The organism is Streptomyces sp. NPDC058464 (assembly GCF_042721035.1).
Classification (GTDB): Bacteria; Actinomycetota; Actinomycetes; order Streptomycetales; family Streptomycetaceae; genus Streptomyces.
The window spans coordinates 81562-103731 of sequence record NZ_JBHXMA010000005.1; the positions used below are offsets into that span (position 1 = coordinate 81562).

The window sequence follows — 22170 nt, forward strand, 5'->3', positions numbered from 1 at the left end:
GATGACCACGACCGAGATGCCCGACACGCTGCACCGGATCCTCGACTACTCCTCCCGGGCCGACCCGTACCCGCTCTATGCCGAGCTGCGGAAGACGCCGGTGGCCCGGCAGGACGACGGCAGCTACGTCGTCAGCACGTACCGCGAGCTCGCGGACATCCTCCACAACCCGCACCTGAGCTCCGACGTCCGCAACCTGTCGCATCCGATGCCCTCGGCCGAGGGCGCGGCCACGCCGGCGTTCATCAACATGGACCCGCCCGAGCACGACCGCCTGCGGCGGATGGCGATGCGCCACTTCGGCCCGCCGCACACCCCGGGGCTGGTGACCGCCCTGGAACCCGACCTGACCGCCACCGTCGGCGGTCTGCTCGACGACTGCGCGGGCAAGGAGCGGATCGACATCGTCGACGACGTCGCCTACCCGTTCCCCGTGTCGGTGATCTGCCACCTGCTCGGTGTGCCGCGCGAGGACGAACCGAGGTTCCGGGTGTGGGTGAACGACCTCATCAACTCGATCGACTACGACCCGAGGACCGACCCGAAGGAGAAGCTCGAAAAGGGCGTGCAGGCCCGCAAGGACCTGCGCGAGTACCTCGGCGGGCTGGTGGAGCAGCGCCACGGCCACCCCGGCGACGACCTGCTGGCACGGCTGGCCAACGACGACGGGCCGGACGGGCGGATGACCGACGAGGAGATCATCAGCACCGCCAATCTGCTGCTGATCGCCGGTCACGAGACCACCGTCAACCTCATCACCAACGGCATGCTGACGCTGCTGCGCCACCCGCAGATCCTGGAACGGCTGCGCGGCGAACCGGACCTGGTGGTGCCGCTGGTCGAGGAACTGCTGCGCTACGAGCCGCCCGTGCACATCATTCCCTGGCGGGCCGCGTACAGCGAGGTCACCGTCGGCGACACCGTGATCCCCAGGGGCTCGCAGGTCATGCTGATGCTGGCCTCGGGCAGCCGCGACCCGGAGCGCTTCCACGATCCGGACCGCTTCGACCCCGACCGGCGCGACAACCAGCACCTGGGCTTCGGCAGCGGCATCCACCTGTGCTTCGGCGGCCCGCTGGCCCGGCGGGAGGCCCAGATCGCACTGGGCGAGCTGGTACGCCGCCTCGACCACCCCACCCTGGTCGCCGACCCGCCCCCGTACCGGCGCAGCCCCGTGCTCCGCGGGCCGATCCATCTGGGCGTCGAGCAGAACGGCGGTTAGCGGCTCGCACCGGGGTCGGACCCCGGTGCGCCGATCGTGCGGGGTATCTGCCTGCGGGAGGTGACGCCGAGCTTGCGGAACACCTTGTTCATGTGGAACTCGACGGTCGAGGTGGTGACGAACAACCGCGTCGCGATCTCCGCGTTGGTCAGCCCCGCGACGGCCATGGCGGCCACCTGCCATTCCCGCGGGGTGAGATCGAACCGGGTCTCCTCCGTCCGCCTGCGCGCCGTCTCGCCGGTGGCCAGCAGCTCGGTCCGGGCCCGCTCGGCGTAGGGCACCGCACCGAACGCGTCGAAGCTCCGGTACGCGGCCCGCAACTGCGCCCTGGCGTCGGAACGCCGCTTGCGGCGGCGCAGCCACTCGCCGAACAGCAGCCGGGACCTGGCCTGCTCCAGAGCCAGCGGGACCTGCCCCAGCAGCTCGACCGACTCCTGGTAGAACTTCTCGGCCTCGTCGCCGTCGGCCGTCAGCGCCCGGCCGAGGGCCAGGGCGCCGAGGGCCCAGGGCGTGCCGGCCAGCGGGGCGCGCTCCTCCAGCCGGGCCAGGGCCGCCGCCGCGGCGGCCCGGTCGCCGACGCGCACGGCGGCCTCGACGAGCAGCGGGAGGGCGCGGTTGCCGCACGAAGGGGGGTCGTCGTCGAAAACCGCCCGCGCGTGCTGCAGCGCCTGCCGGTAGTGGCCCTGCCCCAGCTCGAACAGGGTCAGCGCGTGCTGCGCCAGGAGCTGGTGCAGGCCGAGGCCGACGCCTCGCAGCTGAGCGGTCCGCCGTACCGCCGCCCGTAGTTCGGGCTCCCGGCCGGTCAGGGCGAACAGGTGGAGCCGGTTGATGTCGCCGCCGCCGAGGAAGCCGGTGCCGGCCGTGATGTCGTCGGACTCGGCGTAGCGGACCTCCGCCTGCGTGAACCGTCCGTCCCAGAGGTCGCAGGTCGCCTCGACGAGCAGCGTGATGCTCAGCGCGTACAGCGCGCCGGCGTCGCGGTTCGCCGCTGCCAGGCGCTCGCTGAGTTCGCGCCCGGCCCGGATGTCCCAGAGATCGTCAAAGGCCATGGCGAGCATCACCGCGAACGGGCTGTTCGCGTCCCCTATCTCGGCGCCGCCCCGCAGCCGGTCCAGGGCGGTGCGCAGCACGGGCGCGCCGTGTTCCCAGCCCTCGGCCACGCGCCGGGCCAGGCCTTCCATCAGCAGGTCCCGGCCGTGCGTGGCGGTGTCCGGGGCCGGGTCGTGCCACGCGGCGGCGACGGCCGCCGCGACCTCGGTCAACGTCGTGTCCCGCGTGGCGTCGTGGGCGACGAGGGCGGCATGCAGCGCCTCGCAGAGCAGTTCCCAGGTCAGCCGGGGGTCCCGCGGGCCGAGCCTGGTCACGGCGTTCATCAGCAGCGCGGGGACGTCGGCGACGCCGAGCTGGAACATCTGCGCCCTCGCCCGTATCTGCAGTTCGCGCGTGCGCATCACCGGGCCGCGGATGTCGGCGCCCGCCAGGTCCAGCGCGGTCCCCGCCGCCGACGCGTCGCCCGACATCAGGTGGGCCTGCGCCGCGTCCAGCAGCCGCTCGGCCCGTTTGTCCGGGTCGCCGGTGAAGTCGGCGGCGCGCGACAGGAACAGGGCCTGCTGGGAGTAGCCGCCGCGGGAGCGGGCCCGCTCGGAGGCGGCCTCCAGGTCGTCGGCGACCTCGTCGGCCACGCCCTCGGCGGCCTCCGCCCGGTGCCAGGCGCGGCGGTCGGCGTCCTGTACGGCGTCGCAGGCGGCGGCCAGTGCCGTGTGCACCCGGCGGCGCTCGCCGGGTGCGGCGCCGGCGTACACGGCCGAGCGGATCAGCGGATGCCGGAAGGCCGTCGGCATGCCCCGGCCGAGGACGCCCGCGGCGACCGCCGGTTCGACGGCGCGGACCGACAGGCCGAGCCTCCCCGCGGCCCGCCACATCAGCCCCGTGTCGTCCGAGGGGGCCGCCGCGAGCAGCAGCAACAGGGTTCGGGTCGCCGACGGCAGGGCCCGGACGAGGTGCTGGAAATGGTCCTCCAGCAGCCGGCCCACCGGCAGCGGATCGGGCAACGGGGCGATACCGGTCAGCTGCTCGGCGGTCAGGGCGTCGGTCAGCTCCAGCAGGGCGAGCGGGTTGCCGCCGGTGCCCACGACGATCCGGTCGGCCACGGCCAGGTCCACCCGCCGGGTGCCGGAGGTGAGCAGGATCCTGGCCTCCGACTCGGGCAGACCGGGCACGCGCTGTGTGCTCAGCGCGTCGAACAGGCCTCTGTCCCCGAGCCCTTCGCGGACGGCGACGATCAGGCCCAGGGAGTCGGCGTGCAGGCGGCGGGCGGCGAACGCGAGCGTCTCGGCCGACTCCCGGTCCAGCCACTGCCCGTCGTCCACCAGGAACAGCAGCGGCTCGTCGGCGGCGGCCCCGGAGAGCAGGGTCAGCGTGGCCAGACCTACCAGGTAGCGGTCCGCGGGCAGCCCCGACGCCAGGCCCAGGGCCGCGTCCAGCGCGGCCCGCTGCGGTTCGGGGAGCTGCGCCGCCCGGTCCAGGAAGGGCCGGAGCAGCCGGTGCAGCGCGCCGAAGCCGAGACCGGTCTCCTGCTCGACCGCGGTCAGCCGGACCACCCGCAGTTCCGCGGCCCGGTCCGCGGCGTACTCCAGCAGCCGGGTCTTGCCGATGCCGGGTTCGCCGGTCAGGACCAGGACTCCGCTCAGGCCGTCGCGCACCGCGTCGAGCAGCCGTCCGATCGCCTCCCGTTCGGCGTGCCGGCCGACCAGGGCCGTGGGCCGCCCGGATGCCTGCGCTGCCTGATGGCCGCCGTTCCAGGCCATGGGACCGCTCCCCCCACTCGTCGACAACCCCGCACAGGGAACGCTAGGAGCCCCGCCCGGACGGCAGCGAGCGTCATGTGACGGTGGTCAGTGCAGTGTGCTGACCACCGTCCGCAGCTCGGCGCGGGAGACCACGCCCAGCTTGGGGAAGATCCGGTGGAGGTGCGAGCTGACGGTACGGTGCGACAGGTAGAGCCGCTGGCCTATCTCACGGTTGGTCAGTCCCTCGGCGGCGAGCCGGACGATCTGCAGCTCGTGGGCGGTCAGCCGGTCACGGGCGTCCGGCGTCCGGCGGCGGCTGGTCTCGCCCGCGGCACGCAGCTCCCGGCGGGCCTTCTCCCCCCAGGGGATGGCGCCGAGCGCGTCGTACATGTCGCGGGCCGCCCGGAGGTGGTCGCGGGACTCGACGCTACGACGCCGGCGCCGCAGCCATTCGCCGTAGGCCAGGTGGGTCCGGGCCCGGATCAGCGGCCAGGCGCTGAGGTCGGAGCCCAGCGCGGCCGTGAAGAGCGGGTCGGCGTCCTCGTCGGCGGCCAGCAGGGCCCGGGCCAGCCGCAGGTCGGCGTGGAGCACCGGGGCGGGGGTCACGGCGGCGACCTCCTCCAGCTCCGCCACGGTCGGGAGCACGGCGTCCGCCCGCCCGCAGTGCGTCGCCGCGTCGACGAGGTCGCCCACGGTGGTCAGCCGCAGGGCGACCTGGAAGGCCGGGTCCGCCGGGTCGTGCAGCCGGCGGAGATGTCCGAAGGCCTCCTCGAAACGTCCCGCGCCCAGCGCGGCCAGCCCGCGTGCCGTCGTCGCGGTGGCCAGCACCGGACGCGCCCCGACCGGAAGCCCGATCTCCTCCGCCTCCTCGGCCAGCCGCAGGGCGGCGTCCACCTCGCCGCGCAGCGCGGCCAGCTTGGCCGCGGTGGCGGTCATCAGCCCGTACATCGTGGTCTGGCTGGTCTCGCGCGCCAGTCTCCGTGACTCCTCGGTCGCGGCGATCGCCGCACCGAGGTCGCCGGTCACCAGGGCGCTCCACGCGTCCGCGCCGACCGTACGGGCCAGCAGCCCCAGGCGTCCCTGGGCGCGCAGCGGCGCGCCGCCGGCCGCCGAGTACACCCGGGCCAGGTCGAAGCCGCCGGCGAGGAGCGCGGCGGTGCTGAGCATGCGGTAGGCGCGCCCGTCGTCGCCCTCCTTCGGCGTGACGTGCCGGGCCCGGTCCAGGACGTACCCGCCGCGGTCGACCGGCGCGGCGTAGGCGCAGACGGCCAGCCGCCACGGATCGAGTTCGTCCAGTCCCATCCGCTCCACGGCCAGCAGGACCCGGCGGCGGCCCTCCTCGCCCGGTTCGGACCAGAAGCACAACTGCGCGGCGCTCCACAGGATCCGCAGCGCCAGCGCCTGGTCCTCCGCGGCGATCTCCTCGGCGAGTGCCGTCAGGGAGACGGCGCCGGACGAGTGGCTGCGCAGCCCCTCGTCGAAGCTGCCGCGCAGCCAGACGACCGTGGCGTGCTGCCGCCGCGACAGCGGCCCGGTGAGCGCCTGGTCCAGCAGCCGGGTCACGGTCTCGGGGCGGCCCAGTTCGACGGCGAAGTCGGCCGCGCGCAGCAGCCGTTCGGCTCGGCGGTCGGTGTCCTCGCTGAGCGCGGCGGCCTGTTCGAGGGCCGTGACGGCCGCCGCGATGCCGCCGCGGCGGGCGGCCCGGTGCGCGGCGTCCTCCAACGCGGCGGCGACCGTCTCCTGCGGGCGGTCGGTCGCCGCGGCCCGGTGCCGTAGCTGCCGGTCCGGGTCCGCGTCGAGCACGGCGGCGAGGGCGGTGTGCGCGGCGTGCCGGACCTCGGTGGGCATGGTCTGGTGGATCGCCGACCGCATCAGCGGATGCCCGAACCGCAGTTCGGTGCCGACGACCTGGACGAGCCGGGCGCGCACGGCCGGGTCGAGTTCCGCGGCTCCGGCCGTCGTACCGGTCAGCTCCCGGGTCGCGCGGTAGATCTCGGGGAGCGACGGGCTGTCGTCGAGGGCCGCGATCCGCAGCAGGTCGCGGGTGCTGTCGGGCAGGGTCTCCAGGCGGTCGGTGAAGGCCCGTTCGAGCCGCTCGGTGAGGGGCAGCCGGGAGATGTGCGGGTCTGCGGACGCGCCGAGGGTGCGCGACAGTTCGGTCAGGGCCAGGGGGTTCCCGGCCGCTTCGGCCAGGAGCCGGCGGTGCGTGGTGGGACGCAGGTCCGGGGCGCGGTCCGCCAGGAGCTCCGTGGCCTGGCCGTCCGTGAGCGGGTCCAGGACCACGGAGGTGAGTTCGTCGGGGTTCAGCCGCGACCGGTAGCCGTCGCGGGCGGCTCCCACCATGACCACCGGCTCCGTGCCGATCCTGCGGGCCACGAAGGCGAGGACGCCGGCCGTGGCGTCGTCGAGCCACTGGACGTCGTCGGCCAGGACCAGCACCGGCGCGACCGCGGCCGCGTCGGCCAGGAGGTTGAGCACCGCCAGACCCACCAGGAAGACATCGGGGACACCGGCCTCGGCGTGCCCGAGAGCGGTGTCCAGGGCCTGCCGGTGCGGCGCGGCGAGCTGGGCGGCCGCCGCGCCCAACGGGCGCAGGACGAGCTGTAGACCGGCATAGGGGATGTCGCTCTCGGCCTCGACACCGCTGGTGCTCAGCACCCGGTAGCCGAGCCGCTCGGCGAGCGCGGCGGTCTCGGTGAGCAGCGCGGTCTTCCCGATGCCGGGGGCCCCGCGGAACAGCACCGCGCTCCCGTGGCCGCGCGGCTCGGCCAGCAGCCGGCGCAGCAGATCCAGCTGATCGGACCGGCCGATGAGCTCCACGATCCCCCCATCGCCCGGGCCCTCGTGCTCGGGCTGCCCGGAAGATCAGGGTACTGCGCCGCGGCCGGCGATCTGAGGAGGAAACCAGGATGCAACGAACCGCTGTTCGAGATCGAGCCGACGGTTCGTCGGAGGGCGCGCGTCAGAGGGAGTCGGTCATGCCTCCGTCGATCACGAAGTCCGCGCCGGTGGTGTTCCCCGAGCGCCGGCTCGCCAGGTGGAGCACGAGGCCGGCGACCTCGGCAGGGGTGCTGAACCTGCCGGTGACCGCCGCCCCGGCCGCGTTGCGCGCCACCTCGCCCGGATCGACGCCCAGCGACCGGCCGACGGTGTCGGCGACGCCGCCCGCACCCCGCCACAGCGCGGTCTCGACCGGCCCGGGACTCACCGTGTTGACGCGGACGCCCTGGGGACCGACCTGCTTGGACAGGGCCTTGCAGAAGTTCGTCAGCGCCGCCTTGGCGGCGCTGTAGTCGATGACCAGCGGATCGGGCAGGCGGGCGTTGACCGAGGAGACGGTGACGATCCGTCCGTCGCCGCTCGCGATCAGGTGCGGCAGCGCGGCCCGGGTGGCCCGCACGGCGGTCATGAAGTTGATCGTGAACGCCCAGTCCCAGTCGGCGTCGGAGACGGCCTGGAAGCCGTCCACCCGTGGCCGCACCGCGCCGACGTTGTTCACCAGCACGTCGACACCGCCGTACCCGGCGACCGCCTCCGCGACCAGCGCGGCCGGGGCGTCGGGCTCGGTCAGGTCCAGCTCCACGACGGTGAGTTCGGCACCGCCCTTGACCAGGGAGTCGAGGCCGTCCGTACGACTTCTCGAACCGGCGACGACGCGGGCGCCGGCGCCGAGAAGGGCCTCGACGACCGCCAGGCCGATCCCGCGCCCGGCCCCGGTGACCACGGCGCTCTGCCCCGCCAGACCTGGATCGAAGCCGCCGGGTCCGGAAGCGTCGGACGTCATCCCGCGGCCCCCAGGTTCTGCCGGCCCAGCCAGGCCAGGACCGTCTCGGCGACCTCGTGCCAGCCGCTGTCGATGGTCAGGGAGTGCCCGCGGTCGGGGAAGTTGATGATGTCGGTGACGGCGTCGGAGTGCCGGTACTGCTTGAGGGTGGCGCGGGTGACGGTCTCGGGAACGGTGTGGTCCTTGCCGCCCGATATCAGCAGCAGCGGGCCCCGCCCGGAGTTCCCGGTGGCGACCTTCGCCGGGGAGTGCGGGTTGAAGTTGGCCGAGGCCGCCTCGTAGAGCGGCTTGCCCGGCGCGGGTATGGTCCAGCGTTCGTACAGCTCCGCGGACTCCTCCTCGGAGATCGCGTTGCCGAAGGCGAACCGGAACTGCTCCGAGGTCAGGGACACCGCACGGCGCTTGTTCGCGGGGTTCTTGAACACCGGGAGCGTGGCCCTGAGCGCGGACAGCGGCACCGGCAGGACGCCCTTGATCTGCGCGGCGTCGATCGCGACGGCCGCCGCGGCGCGGTCCTGGCCGAGCAGCTTCTGCGCGATCATCCCGCCGAACGAGTGACCGATCAGGACGGGCGGCGCGGGCAGTTCGGCGATCAGCGCCGCGTAGTGCTCGACGACGTCGTCGATGCCGTGGTCGGCGATGCTCTCCGGGTTCGCCCGGGCATCGGCCACGGTGTCGGGGTCGCCCGGCCAGCCCGGGGCGGACGGGTCGTAGCCCTCCTGACGGAACAGGTCGGTCCACGGCTGCCAGGAGGCGCTGTGCAGCCACAGCCCGTGGATGAAGTAGACGGGGATCGGGGCGGCGGTCATGGCTCGGCCCTCCTGCGTGACGACGTGTCGTTCCTGCGGCGCCTCACTCAACCCGGTTCCCGGCGCGCTCGAACCGTGGTGACACCCCAGTCCTTCACGGGTGGACGCCGAGCGGCCCCGGGATCCCGGCGAAGGCAGCCGCCGGCCGCCCCGCTCCGGCCGTCTCCCGGTCGGCGGAGAGATACCCCCAGCGGTATTCTGTGGGCGTGGTGCCCCGCACCCGGATCAGTGCCCCGGCGCCGCGCCTCGGTACCCCCTGGGGGTAATGTGTCAGCTGTCCATCACGGCGACGGGCGGAGCGTATGACGATCCGGGCAGCTCGCGGCGGCACAGCCGTCCGCTGGACGTACGGGGTGTTCCTCACCCTGTGCGTCGTGCTGGCCGTGTTCGCCCACCACGGGACGCCCGCGATGGACTCCGCCGCCATGTCCGGCCCGATGAACGCGGCACACGCGATGCCGCCCGGCACGGCACCGTCCCTCCCGGGCGCCACCGCCCACAGCGCCGACGACTGCACCTGCACCGGCGCCATGCCGGGCATGCAGCACTGCAGCGCGGCCGGCGTCGACTCCGTCCAGCTCGCCGCACCCGACCGGACGGCGTTCGACCCGCTGGCGAAGCTGCGGCAGGCCGCCGCCGGGCGGGTGCCCGGTGCCGCCGCGACCGGCCGCGCCCCGCCCGACCTGTCCGTCCTCTCCCAACTGCGTATCTAGGCCGCGCCGGACGGCGCGCGATGTGCCGTCCCTCCGCGACCACATCGGCTTCTTGCAGCAGAGGACACCACCCCATGAACAGCATCGACCGTCGCTCCGTCCTGCTCGCCGGGCTGGGCGCCGCGGGTGCCGGCGCGCTCGCCGCGTGCAGCAGCGGCTCCGGTTCCGGCGGCTCGGCCGCCCTCGTCGACCCGTCCGGCCCGGCCGTCGCCGCCGCCGAGAAGAAGCGCCGCGGCACCGGCCGGGAGCACCGGCTCACTCTGACCGCGGCATCCGCCGTGATCGACCTCGGCGCCGGTGTCACGCCCCGGACCTGGGCCTTCGACGGCCGCACCCCGGGCCGGGAGGTCCGGTTGTCCGTCGGCGACACCCTGGCCGCCGAGTTGTCCAACCAGCTCCCCGGCAAGACCGGTACGTCCGTCCACTGGCACGGCATCGCCCTGCGCAACGACATGGACGGCGTGCCGCCCGCCACCCAGCGGACCGTCCGGGCCGGCTCCACGTTCACGTACCGCTTCGTCGCCGACGCCCCGGGAACGTACTTCTTCCACCCCCACGTCGGCGTCCAGCTCGACCGCGGCCTGTACGCCCCCCTGATCGTCGAGGACCCCAAGGAGCCCCTCGCCTACGACGACGAGTGGGTCGTCCTCCTCGACGACTGGGTCGACGGTGTCACCGGTACCCCCGACGAGGTCTACGCCGAGCTGGAGCACGGCATGGGTGGCATGGGCGGGATGAGTGACATGAGGGGCATGAGTGGGATGAGTGGGATGGACACGGGCGGGACGGACACGGGCGGGACGGACACGGGCGGCGGCTCCGGTTCTCCGTCCCCTTCCCCCACGGCCTCTGCCTCCTCCGACGGCGGCATGTCGACGAGGTTCATGCTCATGGGCGCCACCAGCAAGCTGCTCGGCGGCGACGCCGGGGACGTGAGGTATCCGTACCACCTGGTCAACGGCCGGGTGGCCGCAGACCCGGACGTCTACACCGGCAAGCCGGGCCGGAAGGTCCGGCTGCGGATCGTCAACGCGGGCTCGGACACCGCCTACCGCGTGGCGCTCGGCGACCACAGGATGACCATCACCCACACCGACGGTTTCCCCGTCCGGCACCAGGAGGTGGACGCCCTGCTGGTCGGCATGGGCGAGCGGTACGACGTCCTCGTCACCCTCGGCGACGGCGTCTTCCCGCTCGTCGCCCTGGCCGAGGGCAAGAACGCGAGCGGCCTGGCCCTGGTGCGTACGGGGGCGGGGAGCGGGCCGGCGGCGACCGTCCGCCCGAAGGAACTCGACGGCGTGATCATGAGCGCGTCCCGGCTGCGCGCCGGCGACGAGGCGCGCCTGAGGACGGCCAGGACCGACGTGACGCACCGGATCAGGCTGACCGGCGGCATGATGAGGTACGACTGGGCCGTCAACGGCAAGCGGTTCGACATGAAGCATCCCCAGGCGAACGCGATCCTCGTCGAGCAGGGCCGGCGCGTACGGCTCGACTTCGTCAACGACACCGACATGTGGCACCCGATGCACCTGCACGGCCACACCTTCCAACTCGGCGACTCCGGACCGCGCAAGGACACCGCGATCGTGCTGCCGAGGACGAGGCTGTCCGTGTTCTTCGACGCCGACAACCCCGGTCAGTGGATGCTGCACTGCCACAACGCCTACCACGGCCAGGCCGGGATGATGGCGAACGTCGCCTATCGCGCCTGATCCCGCGGCGCCGCCCCGCTCGGAACGGCCGGCGTTCAGCCGCGCAGTGGTTGCGCCGGCCGTCCCGGCAGCCTCGCGACCGGGGCCGTCAGCGCGGGCACGGTGTCGGGACGGACGAGCGCAGGTTCCGGTCCCGGGGCCGCAGGACAGTGCCGGAAAGCGGACGTCGGTCGTCCGCCTTCCCCGGGATTCCGGATCGCGCGAGACTGCACCATGGCATTCCTGGGACGGCCGTCGCCGCCTCCGTCGCGGGGGGCGGCCGCCACCCTCAGCGGGCACGGCAGAGCGGTGAACGCGGTGGCGTTCAGCCCGGACGGGCGGCTGCTGGCGTCCGGAAGCAGCGACAGGACCGTGGCCCTCTGGGACGTCACGGACGTGTCCCGCCCGATCCGGGCCGCCGCACTCACCAGCCATCGCAGAGCGGTCAACGCCGTGGCGTTCAGCCCGGACGGACGGCTGCTGGCGTCCGGAAGCACCGACTGGAGCGTGCTCCTCTGGGACGTCACGGACCGGGCGAACCCGACCCGGCCGGTGCCCCTGGTCCATGAACGCCCCGGCTGGCTGTCCCGCGACGGCTGGCGGCAAGGCGGCGTCCACGCGGTGGGTTTCAGTCCGGACGGACGGTTCATCGCCTGCGCCAGCGACCGCAGAGTGGTCATCTGGGACATCACCGACCCGGCACGGCCGAGCCCGGGCACCACTGTCACCAACCATCGGCATGCCTGGCGGTCGGGTCCCGTCAGGACGGTGGTGTTCAGTCCGGACGGACGGTTACTGGCCACGGGCTCCGACGGCGACAAGGACACCGCAGTCCTGTGGGACGTCGGCGATCCGACGCATCCGGTCCGCACCGCCGCCGTCCGACCGCAGGCCCGCGACTGGTTCAAGTCGTTGACCTCGGGCGGCGCGCCTGCCGTTCATTCGGTGGGATTCAGCCCGAACGGGCGGCTGCTGGCCACCGCCAGCGGGGATCTGGGCGTTGTCTCCGGCACCTACGGGTCGTGGCAGCAAGGAGCCGTCATGGTGTGGGACGTCACCGACCCGGCGCATCCCGTGCGGACGGACACCGGCACCCTTCCCCTGGCCCGCCTTGGGGGCACCGGGCAGATGTACGCGGTGGCGTTCAGCCCGGACGGCCGTTTGCTCGCCTCCGGATGCGAGAACGCGATCGTGACCCTGTGGGACGTCACCGACCCCATGCACCTGACCGCGACCGTCCATCTCACCGGCCACCGCAAGGCCGTGCTGGGTCTGGCGTTCAGTCCGGACGGACGGCTGCTCGCCGGCTGCGGCGTCGACAGGACAGTGAGGTTGTGGGAGACGCGCTGACGGCATGCGCCGTTTCCCGTGCTTCGAGAGCTTCGAGAGCCACGGCGGGACTCCGTCGTGTCGGGCGGCCCCTTGCCGTCACCGCCCCTCGGTAAGGATCAGGTAAGATCCGGCCACTTGTGCGAGGGCGGGGACCCTCGCAGGGGAGGGAACTTCACGTGGGCAGACACGCCCTGAGACGGGGCGGTCTGGCCGCCGCCGTCTCCTCGCTCGCGGTCGCCGTCGTGGCCGCGTCCGTCGCCGTCCTGTCGGAGAGCGGCGGCTCCGCGGAAGCGGCCGAGACCGACACCACGGCGATCACACTGGTCGACCCCAGCTCGACCACACCACGCACCGACCGCCCGTACGTCGCGGGCGACACCGGCTTCCTGCACCGGCAGACCGGCAGGACCGGACTGCTGTGGACCGACTACACGACCGGGAAGACCGTCACCGTCGAGAACGCCGCCGGCGTCTACACCCCGGGCACCGGCTGCACGAGCATCGGCTCCGCCTGCCGTCACGCCTGGTACGGCTCGGACAGCGACCTGGTCGCCCTGCCGACCACGGCCAACGACGCGTACGCCACCCTGTGGGATCCGGCGACGGCCACCTCCAAGAAGGTGAGCTGGAACGGCTCCACCCAGTACGGGCAGGGCTACTACCGGGCCCTCGCCGGCGACACGATCGTCACCACCAACTCCCTGATCGACAAGGTCGACGGCGAGTGGCGCACCCGCAAGGTCACCGGTGACGCGACGAACGTCGGGAGTGAGGACGTGCTCGCCGCGGACCCCGCCGGTGTGTTCGTGTCGGAGAGCACCTTCGGCACGCTCCACTACACCGACATCGCGTCGGCCGTGAGTACCACCGTGTTCACCGACGCCACCTACGCCTCGCACTACGTGATGAGCGAGGACCGCATCGGCTGGTACCAGTCCGGCACCGCCGAGCTGCACCTGAAGTCCCGCACCGACCTCACCGCCGCCGAGCAGGTCGTCACGCTGCCCGCCAACCCGGGCACCCTCGACGGCGACCCGGTCCTGGTCGGCGACTGGCTGCTGCTGCCGCTGTCCTCCAACGCGCTCGGCTCCCAGCTGCTCGCGGTCGATGTGGACGACCCCTCGGTGCAGCAGACCCTGCTGGCGAGCGCCGGCGCGTACACACTGGCCGCGGGGGACGGCAGCGCGCTGGTCACCGGCGGCACCGACGCCACCGACTGGTGGGTGCGCCGGGTGAGCCAGGCCGCGGACGGCACACCGCAGCTGACGAAGGTCCAGCAGTCCCCGGCGCTGGAGAACGCCAAGACGGGCATCGCGCTCAGCCGCGGCCGCCTGCGGGTCGCCGAGGACGACCCGAACGCCACCGCGGACACCACGTCCGTGCGCACCCTCACCACCGACGGCTCCGCCACCCTGACGGCGTCCGAGGCCACGGCGAGCGGCTCGATCTACGAGGCCCTCTGCCCGTACGAGGGCACCACGTGCTCGGCGCTGTGGGGGAACCTCGACGCCCGGGACGTCTACCTCGACGCGAACGGCGGCACCGACGAGGGCGAGAGCCTCGGCGACGACCGGCTGGTGGAACTCGGCGGCAACGACCTCGACTTCGGCGGCCAGGGCGGCCACATCGTCGACGTCTCCGACAAGTACGCGGTCTTCGACTCCGGCGGCACCAGCCCGGCGCAGTACGTCGGCGAGTTCGGCCAGGGCCAGAAGCTGAAGCGGTCCGTGCGCGCCGCCGCCCTGAACGGCTCCACCCTGTGGAGCGCCACCACCACCGCCGGCAAGCTCACCTCGTACAGCATCCCGCTGGCGAAGACGCTCACCACGGTGACCGTCCCGGGCCTGGCCTGCGTGCCGAGCGAACTCCAGGCGGCGGGCCGCTGGGTGTACTGGGCCTGCGGGACGGACTCGGCGGGCGTGTACGACACCAGGGCCGGTACGGCGACGGCGGTCACCCCCGGCGACGTGCTGCTCGGCGACGGTTTCACCGTCCGCCACGACCACGGCGCGGACACGCTCGTCCGCACCGAGGCGGCCACCGGCACCACCCGCACGATCGCCTCCGGCCTGGCCGACAAGGGCCTGACCGTGGACCGCCGTTACCGCTGGACGGTCGACGAGTACACCGGTCTGGTCGCCTGGTTCGACGACTACGAGCGCACCCACGTCACCACCACGGGCATCGCCCCGTCCGCCGTGACGGCCTTCGAGACGTCGGCCGGCAGCTACGTGGACCCCGGAATGCCCTTCGAGGGCGCCTGGGTGCTGTCCCGCCCGGCCACCTCCTGGTCGCTCACCCTCACCTCGGTCCAGAGCGGCGCGAACGGCAAGGCCACCCGCACCCTCGTCGGCGGCGCGACCGCGGCCCGGGTGTCGGCGACCTGGAACGGGAAGACGGCGAGCGGGAGTTACTTCCCCAACGGCGAGTTCACCTGGACCCTGAAGGCGACCGGCCTCGGCACCGCCACGCCGGACACCGTGATCAGCGGCGACGGCTTCCTGGAGCGCGGGGCCGCGGTGCGCCGCGACTTCGTCAGCCCGGATGGCCCGGACGGCCGCGGCGACCTGCTCACCCTGAACTCCTCGGGCGGGCTGACCTTCCACAGCGGTACGGGGACGGGCAAGCTCGGCGACAAGTACACGGGCACCGGCTGGCCGAAGACCGTCACGGCGATCCCCTTCGGCGACCTCAGCGGCGACCGCTGCAACGACGTCCTCGTCCGCTACAGCAGCGGCGCGCTGCGGCTGTACAAGCCGGGCTGCGGGAAGGCGGTCAAGCCGTCGACGTCGTACACGACCCTCTCGACCGGCGGCTGGACGCAGTACAACGCGCTCACCTCGCCCGGCGACGTGAGCGGTGACGGTCGCCCGGACCTGATCGCGCGGAACTCCTCCACCGGAGCGGTCTACCTCTACAAGGGGACGAGCACCGGCAAGCTCTCCGCCCGGGTCAGGCTCTACGACAACTGGAAGGGCTACAAGAAGATCGTCGGGGTCGGTGACATCACCGGCGACGGCAAGCCCGACCTCCTGGCCCAGGACACCTCCGACAACGTCTACCGCTACAACGGCAAGGGCGACGGCACGTTCGCGGCCCGCGTCAAGGTGCTGTCGAACTGGGGCGGCTCGTACAACGCGGTCGTCGGGGTCGGCGACATCACGGACGACGGCAGGCCGGACCTGGTCTCCCGCGACACCGGCGGCAACCTGTGGCGCAACAGCGGCGACGGAAAGGGCTCGTTCGGCGCGCGGGTGAAGATCGCGAGCGGCTGGAGCGGCTACAAGATCCTTTCGTAGGGGCTGGGTTCGGTTCGGCCCTCGCAAGGCGCCCGGAGACGTGATGTCTCCGGGCGCCTCCGTGCTTCCCGCGTCACGGACTCACGGCCATACCGATACGAACAGGGCATGTCCATCGGCTTCCCGGCATGGTCCAATCGGTTGTACGGCCGACAGCGAGTGGGGACGTATGGAACACGCCGACGACGGAGAGGGGCCGAGACCGAGCCCCCCGGGACCCGAGCCCCGCGGGGCCGCCGGGCTCCGGGTCGGTGTCCTCGGCGGTCTGACCGTGACCCACGACGGGCGGGCCCTGAGCCTCGGCGGGCCCCGGCCACGCGCGGTCCTCGCGCTGCTGGTGCTGGCTCGGGGCGCCGTGGTCACCGGCGACCGGCTGATCGACGCGGTGTGGGGCGAGGGACCGCCGCCGAGCGCGGTCGGCGCCCTGCAGGCGTACGTCTCGCGGCTGCGCAGGGAACTGGAACCGGCCCGGCCGGCCGGCAACCGCAGCGGTGTCATCGTGTGGGAAGGCGCCGGTTACGCGATCCGTCTCGCCGCGGACCAGGTCGACGCCTGGCGGTTCGAAGCGCTGCTCAGACAGGCCGGGCAGGCCGAGCCGCCGGCGCGGAGGACGGCCCTGCTCACCGAGGCGCTCGGCCTCTGGCGGGGCCCGGCCTTCGCCGGGTTCGCGGACGGGCCGTGGGCACGGGCGGAGGCGGCGCGCCTGGAAGAACTGCGTGAGGTGGTACGGGAACAGTTACTGGCCGCCCGCCTGGAGTGCGGGGAGCACACCGAGGCGCTGCTCGCCGAGGCCGAGGACCTGGTCGCCGGACAGCCCCTGCGCGAGGAACGCTGGTCCCTGCTGGCCCTCGCCCACCATCGCGCCCATGGGCAGGCCGACGCCCTCTCCGTGCTCCGCCGCGCCCGCCGCACCCTCGCCGACCGGCTGGGCATCGACCCCGGCCCCGCGCTGCGCGGCATCGAGGCCGAGATCCTGTCCCACGCGCCGCGTCCCGCCGCCGCCCTGCCGTCCGCGCAGCCCGTGCCCGCCGCTGCGTCCGGGGACGCGGGCGGGTTCGGCCAACTCGTCGACCGGGAAAAGGAGTTGGCCGAGCTGCGGCACTGCCTGGCGGACGCGGTCGCGGGCCACGGCGGGCTGGTATGCGTGCGCGGCCCGGCAGGGATCGGCCGGAGCGCACTGCTGGCGGAGGCGGGGCGGCTGGGCAGGGAGTGGGGCGTACGGGTGCTGGACGTCGGTGGGGGTGGGGAGGCCTGCACGGGTGCGGAGGCCTCCCCAGGTAGCCGCCCCCGCCATCCCCACGACGTCGTGCGCCGGTTGCTCGACGCGGTGGCCGCCGGGCATGACGGCACGCTGTCGGCCACGGGCACTGCCACGGGCACGGGCACGGGCACGGCCACGGTCACGCCGGTTGTGGACGGGCGGACCGCCGACGGGGCCGACGGGGCCGACGGTTTCGACGTCCTGCACGGGCTCTACCGGATCGTCGAGCGCCTGGTCACCGACGACCACCCGGGACGACGGCCGCTGCTCCTCCTCGTGGACGACCTCCAGGCGTGCGGCACGGCGTCCCTGCGGTTCCTGGCCCATCTGCTGCCGCGTGTCCAGAACCTGCCGATCCTCGTCGTCACCGCGCTGCGCGCCGGGGAGCCCCCTGCCCGGAGCGAGAGCGAGCAGGTGCTGGCCGACCTCGCGCAGGACCCGACGGTGGTGCACATCCGGCCCGAGCCGCTGAGCGCGGCGGGCGTCGCCCGGCTGGTACGCCGGCTGCTCGGCGGCACGGCGGACGAGGAGGTCGTACGTGCCTGCCGACGGGTCTCGGCCGGTCTGCCGCTGCTGCTGACCCAGGTGCTCGGGGCCTTGGAGACGGCGGGGGCAGGGGCGGGGGCGGGGGCGGACCCGCGCACCGTGGCGGAGTCCGGCGTCCGTGCCGTCTCCGACCTCGTCCTCACCGCGGTGGACCGGCTGCCGTCCGCCGCCATGGCCGTCGTGCGGGCGGTCGCGGTTCTCGACGGCGGCAGCGTGGACGGCGGTGACGGCGGTGACGGCGGTGACGGTGGCAGCGGTGACGGCGGGGCCTCGCTGCCGGCGGTCGCCGCCTTCACGGACCTGTCCGAGCAGGACGTGGCCACGGCGACGGCGGCCCTGGTACGGGCGGAAGTGGTCCGTGACCAGTACCCGTTGGCCTTCGTCCATCCCCTGGCCGGCGAGGCCGTACTGCGGACGGTGCCGCCGGCCGAGCGTCCGGCCCTGCACGAGAGGGCGGCCAGGCTCCTCGACCGTGCCGGTGCGGCCGAGGAGCGGACCGCCGCGCATCTGCTCCTGGTCCCCTACCGGGGCGACCCCTGGGCGGTCGGCGTCCTGCGCACCGCCGCGGCCCGCGCGACCGCCCGCGGCGCGCACGACGCGGCCGCCACCCTGCTCACCCGCGCGCTGCTGGAGCCGCCCGCGCGGGACGTCCGCCCCGAGGTGCTCCTCGAACTGGGGCGGGCCGAGGCACTCGTCGACGGGCCCGCGGCGGCCCGGCACCTGCGGGAGGCGTACGAGACGTCGTCGCCCCCGCGCGTCGACGCCGCGTGCCTGCTCGCACAGACCCTGATCTACACCGGCAGGCCCGGCGAGGCGGCCGAGTTCGCGGCCCGGGCGGCCACGGAGCTGCCCACCGGGCGGACCGCCACGGAAGGTGCCGCCGACGGCGGGGTCGACGGCGGGGTCGACGGCGGGGTCGACGGCACGGACGACGAGCGGCAGGGGCTCGTGGCCCTGGCGCGGCTCGGCGCCTTCACGCACGGGCTGTACACCGTGGGCACCGGCGGCACGGACGTCCCGGTGCCGCCTCCCGTCGGGGACGGGCCCGGCGCCCGCATGCTCGCCGCCGAGGCGGCGAGGGACGCCACCGCGTGGGGGCTCGACCGCGCGGCGGCCGTCGCCGCGGCCCGGTTCGCGCTCACGGACCGGGTGCTGCTGCGCGGCGGAAGGGTGCTCTCGTGGTGCACGGCGGGCGTCGTCCTGCACCTGGCCGACGAGGACGTCAGGCTGCTGTGGGACGAGACGCTGACCTACGCCGGGCAGCGGGGGTCGCTGGTCGGGACGCTCTCGGCGCACCTGTGGAACGGGTTCACGCAGTGGCGGCACGGCGAGCTGCACCAGGCCCGCCGGTCACTCGGGACCGCGCTCGAACAGTTCGGCGCGTGGGGGGTCACGCCCGGTGCCCCGCAGTGCCGCGCGTTCCTGACCGGGGTGCTGCTGGACCTCGGGGACATCGCCGGCGCGCGTGCCTGCCTGGAACGGATGAGGGCGAGCGCCAAGGGCGCCGAGGGGGCGCGGTTGCGTGGGGAGAGCGAGGCGCGGGTGCTGATCGCCGAAGGCCGGTACGCACCGGCGCTGGCGGCGCTGGACGGCGTACGGCATCTCCAGCCGGACGTGGTGAACCCGGTGTGGTGGGACGGGGATCTGCTGCGGGTACGGGCGCTGACCGGGCTGGGGGAGCGGGACCGGGCCGAACGGCTGGCGCGGGAGCAGCTGTCGCTGGCCCGCCGGTGGGGCGCGCCCGGCACCGTCGGCCGGGTGCTGCGGCTGTGCGGCGAGGCACGCGGTCCGGACGGCGGACCCGAACTCCGCGAGGCGCTCGCCCTGCTGGCCGACGGCCCGGCCCGCCTCGAGTACGCGCGTGCCCGGCGGTCCCTGCACGCGCTGGCCGGTGGGGAGAGCGTGCAAGACGGCGTCGTACGCCGATTCCCCCCTGCGTGACCGGCGTACGACGCACGGTCGGGACGAGAATCCGACGGCCGACTTGCGATCGGCTTGCAAGCGGTTCGCAAGACCGATGGCGCATCATCCGTTCCGCGCACGAAACAGGCACACCGCGACCACGAACCAGACACACCACGCGGCACAGAGCACAGAGCACAGAGCACACAGCACACGCACCGCGACCAACCGACGGGGGCGGTCCGGGGGACGGGCCGGGGGGCGAAGGACATGGGCGACGCGACACGCGCCGGGGACCAGTGGGCGGTCTCCGGCTACACACAGGAGAAAGAGCTGGGCTCCGGGGCCAGCGGGCGCGTGGTCCTGGCCACGCACGACACGACCGGCACCCGGGTGGCGATCAAGTACCTCGCCGACCAGCTCCGTGACGACCCGACCTTCCGCGAGGTGTTCCGCGCCGAGGCCCGGCTGCTGGGCGAGCTCCGCTCCCCCCATGTCGTGGAGCTGTACGAGTACGTCGAGAGCCCGCGCGGCGCCGCCATCGTCATGGAACTCGTGGACGGCGTCCCGCTGCGCAAGCTGCTGCGGGAGCACGGCGCCACCACCCCCGAGGCCGCGCTCGTCGTCCTCAGGGGCTCGCTGCTCGGCCTCGCGGCCGCGCACGCGGCGGGGGTCGTGCACCGCGACTACAAGCCGGACAACGTCCTGGTCGCCGCCGACGGTTCGTCCAAGCTCGTGGACTTCGGCATCGCCGTGCAGAGCGGGGTGGCCGCGAACGCCTCCGGCACCCCGACCTACATGGCACCCGAGCAGTGGACCGGCGGCGCGGCCGCACCGGCGACCGACGTGTACGCGGCGACGGCGACCTTCTTCGAGTGCCTGACCGGCACGAAGCCCTACCCGGGCAAGACGCTGGCCGAGCTGGCGATCCAGCACATCGAGGCGCCGATCCCGGACGAGCTGGCTCCCGAGCCGGTGCGCCCGCTGATCCGCAGGGGCCTGGCCAAGACCCCCGAGGAGCGCCCGGAGAGCGCGGCGGCGTTCGTCGCGGAGCTCGAAGCCGTCGCGGGGACCGCCTACGGCGAGGAGTGGGAGGAGCGCGGCCGGCGCGAACTCGCCGCGCTCGCCGCCCTGTTCTTCCTCTCCTTCCCGACGGCGGACGGTGCCGCCTCGGGTACGACGGCCCTGGCCACGACCACCCTCGGGGCGGGCGCCCGCCGGATGCCCCGCCGGAGCCGGAGGATGCTGGCCGGACTGACGGCAGGGGTCGTGCTGGTGGTCGGCGGGATCGCGGCGACGGCGGTCGCCACGGGCGCGGGCGCCGGGCACCACAGGACGGACGACGCCGGGTCCGCATCCAGTACGGGACCGGACGGATCCGGCGACGGGACCGCTCCGAGCGGGTCGGACGGCTCCCCCGAAGGGAGCCCCTCGGCGTCGGACGGTTCCTCGTCGCCCTCGGCGAGCGGGTCGCCCTCCGCGTCGGCGTCGGCGTCCGACGGCGACAGCGCCTCGCCCGCCGGGTCCGCCTCCGGTGGCACGGGCGGTGGCACGGGAGGTACGGCCGGCACCGGTGGCGGCACGACCACCACGGGCGGCTCGGGAACCGCGGGTGGCGGCACTTCCGGTGGCAGCACCTCAGGCGGCGGCACGACCACGACGGGTGGCGGCTCCACGGGCGGCGGTGGTACGACGACGAGCGGCGGCGCCACGACGACGTCCGGCGGCTCCACGAGCGGCGGCAGCACCTCCGCGCCGCCCGCGCCGACCCTCGACGTGAAGTCCGTGCAGATCAACGTGGTCGGGCCGATGTCGGCAGCCTGCACCATCGTGGCCTCCGTGAGCGTGACGACGGACGGCGCCGCCGACGGCACGCTCTATCTCAGCTGGTACACCGGCGACTCGCCCCGTGTGGTGGGGACCGTCGTGGCCACCGACCCGGTCGCGCTGCCCCAGGGGAAGACGCAGATCTCGGGCCGCTACACCCACGCCTTCGCCATCCCGACGCGCGACGCCTACCTCGGTGTCAGGGTCACCACCGACCCGGCCGCCGACTCGGGCAACGGTTCCTTCCAGGCCACCGCGGCCCCCGTCGATTGCGACCCGCCCCGATGAGCACACCTCCCGAGGACCCCCGACTGCGGTTCGTCCGTACCGATCCGGCGGCGTCCCGCCCCCGCCCCGACGACCCCGATCTCACGGTCACCCTCCCGCCGGCGGAACCGGCCGCGACGCTGCACCTCCCGCCTTCGGCGGCGGGAGCGGGACCGGCGGCGATCGCGGCCGAGGGGGAGACCCGTTTCGGGCCCGGGGTGCCCGGTACGCAGGGCACGGCCGACGACCGTGCGACGGGCATCTGGCGGGGCACGCTCCCCCCGGAAGGCCCGTCGGGGGCGACCGTCCGGCGCCGTCGGCCGTGGTGGCGGCGCGAGCTGCCGTCGCTGCTGGTGGTGGTCGCCGTCGTGGTGGCCGTCGTACTCGGCATGCGCTCCTGCACGGCGGCCCGGTCACCGCTGCACGTGGTGGGGGCCACGGTCACCGCGCCCGAGGTCGGCCGCTGTGCGAAAACGGTCGTCGTCACCGGCGTCCTCAGGACCGACGGCAACCCCGGCACCGTCGACTACCGCTGGAAGCGCAGTGACGGCACGGCCTCCGCCGTCCTCCACCAGGAGGTCGGCGAGAACGTCCGGAGATCCGAGGTCGTCCTGCGCTGGAGCTTCGACGGCCACGGCACCATGAAGGCCACCGCCACGCTCGAAGTGCTGTCGCCGGACCCGGTGACGGCGGCGACGAGTTTCACGTACGCCTGCTCCTGACCG

Annotated in this window: 12 protein-coding genes; 8 read left to right on the top strand and 4 right to left on the bottom strand. The window is 74.1% G+C overall.

Going from position 1 to position 22170, the window contains the following annotated elements; translation table 11 throughout:
• Nucleotide 1: 1 nt before the first annotated feature.
• Nucleotides 2-1222 carry a cytochrome P450 gene (locus tag ACFWPQ_RS09175; RefSeq protein WP_384031530.1) on the top strand — a complete coding sequence of 407 codons (1221 nt, stop codon included), beginning with the start codon at nucleotides 2-4 and terminating at the stop codon, nucleotides 1220-1222.
• On the opposite strand, the gene ACFWPQ_RS09180 is transcribed toward ACFWPQ_RS09175, so the two are convergent.
• From ACFWPQ_RS09180 to ACFWPQ_RS09195, 4 genes are all read right to left on the bottom strand, one after another.
• Nucleotides 1219-4029, bottom strand: a complete 2811-nt coding sequence (locus ACFWPQ_RS09180) for an AAA family ATPase (protein ID WP_384031531.1) — start codon at nucleotides 4027-4029, stop codon at nucleotides 1219-1221. The two genes, ACFWPQ_RS09175 and ACFWPQ_RS09180, sit on opposite strands and share 4 nt — an antisense overlap.
• 87 nt (nucleotides 4030-4116) lie before the next feature.
• Nucleotides 4117-6831, bottom strand: coding sequence for an ATP-binding protein (locus ACFWPQ_RS09185; RefSeq protein ID WP_384031533.1), 2715 nt, complete (start codon nucleotides 6829-6831; stop codon nucleotides 4117-4119).
• 142 nt (nucleotides 6832-6973) lie between these two features.
• Nucleotides 6974-7795, bottom strand: a complete 822-nt coding sequence (locus ACFWPQ_RS09190; RefSeq protein ID WP_384031535.1) for an SDR family NAD(P)-dependent oxidoreductase — start codon at nucleotides 7793-7795, stop codon at nucleotides 6974-6976.
• Nucleotides 7792-8604 (bottom strand): alpha/beta hydrolase, encoded by an 813-nt coding sequence (locus ACFWPQ_RS09195; RefSeq protein ID WP_384031537.1) that lies wholly within the window; start codon nucleotides 8602-8604, stop codon nucleotides 7792-7794. Before ACFWPQ_RS09195 ends, ACFWPQ_RS09190 begins: the two co-directional genes overlap by 4 nt.
• A gap of 302 nt (nucleotides 8605-8906) precedes the next feature.
• On the opposite strand from ACFWPQ_RS09195, the gene ACFWPQ_RS09200 reads away from it, so the two are divergent.
• The 7 genes from ACFWPQ_RS09200 (at nucleotide 8907) to ACFWPQ_RS09230 (ending at nucleotide 22167) form a co-directional block, all read left to right on the top strand.
• On the top strand, nucleotides 8907-9317 hold the full coding sequence (locus ACFWPQ_RS09200; RefSeq protein ID WP_384031539.1) for a DUF6153 family protein: 411 nt from the start codon (nucleotides 8907-8909) through the stop codon (nucleotides 9315-9317).
• Between the two features lie 74 nt (nucleotides 9318-9391).
• A complete protein-coding gene (locus ACFWPQ_RS09205; RefSeq protein ID WP_384031541.1) occupies nucleotides 9392-11032 on the top strand; it encodes a multicopper oxidase family protein in 1641 nt (546 codons plus the stop codon).
• Nucleotides 11033-11245: 213 nt separating this feature from the next.
• A complete protein-coding gene (locus tag ACFWPQ_RS09210; protein WP_384031542.1) occupies nucleotides 11246-12361 on the top strand; it encodes a WD40 repeat domain-containing protein in 1116 nt (371 codons plus the stop codon).
• 158 nt (nucleotides 12362-12519) lie between these two features.
• A complete protein-coding gene (locus tag ACFWPQ_RS09215) occupies nucleotides 12520-15642 on the top strand; it encodes an FG-GAP-like repeat-containing protein (protein ID WP_384031544.1) in 3123 nt (1040 codons plus the stop codon).
• Between the two features lie 169 nt (nucleotides 15643-15811).
• Entirely contained in the window at nucleotides 15812-19390 is a 3579-nt protein-coding gene (locus ACFWPQ_RS09220) for a BTAD domain-containing putative transcriptional regulator (protein WP_384031546.1), read from the top strand.
• Nucleotides 19391-19621: 231 nt separating this feature from the next.
• On the top strand, nucleotides 19622-21466 hold the full coding sequence (locus ACFWPQ_RS09225; RefSeq protein ID WP_384031548.1) for a serine/threonine-protein kinase: 1845 nt from the start codon (nucleotides 19622-19624) through the stop codon (nucleotides 21464-21466).
• On the top strand, nucleotides 21463-22167 hold the full coding sequence (locus tag ACFWPQ_RS09230) for a hypothetical protein (protein ID WP_384031550.1): 705 nt from the start codon (nucleotides 21463-21465) through the stop codon (nucleotides 22165-22167). The genes ACFWPQ_RS09225 and ACFWPQ_RS09230 overlap by 4 nt, the downstream gene beginning before the upstream one ends.
• Nucleotides 22168-22170 lie beyond the last annotated feature (3 nt).

Excerpts from the sequence above, each read along its gene's own strand:
- ACFWPQ_RS09175 (WP_384031530.1), top strand. The coding sequence starts at position 2 with ATGACCACGACCGAGATGCCCGACACGCTGCACCGGATCCTCGACTAC.
- ACFWPQ_RS09180 (WP_384031531.1), bottom strand. The coding sequence starts at position 4,029 with ATGGCCTGGAACGGCGGCCATCAGGCAGCGCAGGCATCCGGGCGGCCC.
- ACFWPQ_RS09190 (WP_384031535.1), bottom strand. The coding sequence starts at position 7,795 with ATGACGTCCGACGCTTCCGGACCCGGCGGCTTCGATCCAGGTCTGGCG.
- ACFWPQ_RS09195 (WP_384031537.1), bottom strand. The coding sequence starts at position 8,604 with ATGACCGCCGCCCCGATCCCCGTCTACTTCATCCACGGGCTGTGGCTG.
- ACFWPQ_RS09200 (WP_384031539.1), top strand. The coding sequence starts at position 8,907 with ATGACGATCCGGGCAGCTCGCGGCGGCACAGCCGTCCGCTGGACGTAC.
- ACFWPQ_RS09205 (WP_384031541.1), top strand. The coding sequence starts at position 9,392 with ATGAACAGCATCGACCGTCGCTCCGTCCTGCTCGCCGGGCTGGGCGCC.
- ACFWPQ_RS09210 (WP_384031542.1), top strand. The coding sequence starts at position 11,246 with ATGGCATTCCTGGGACGGCCGTCGCCGCCTCCGTCGCGGGGGGCGGCC.
- ACFWPQ_RS09220 (WP_384031546.1), top strand. The coding sequence starts at position 15,812 with ATGGAACACGCCGACGACGGAGAGGGGCCGAGACCGAGCCCCCCGGGA.
- ACFWPQ_RS09225 (WP_384031548.1), top strand. The coding sequence starts at position 19,622 with ATGGGCGACGCGACACGCGCCGGGGACCAGTGGGCGGTCTCCGGCTAC.
- ACFWPQ_RS09230 (WP_384031550.1), top strand. The coding sequence starts at position 21,463 with ATGAGCACACCTCCCGAGGACCCCCGACTGCGGTTCGTCCGTACCGAT.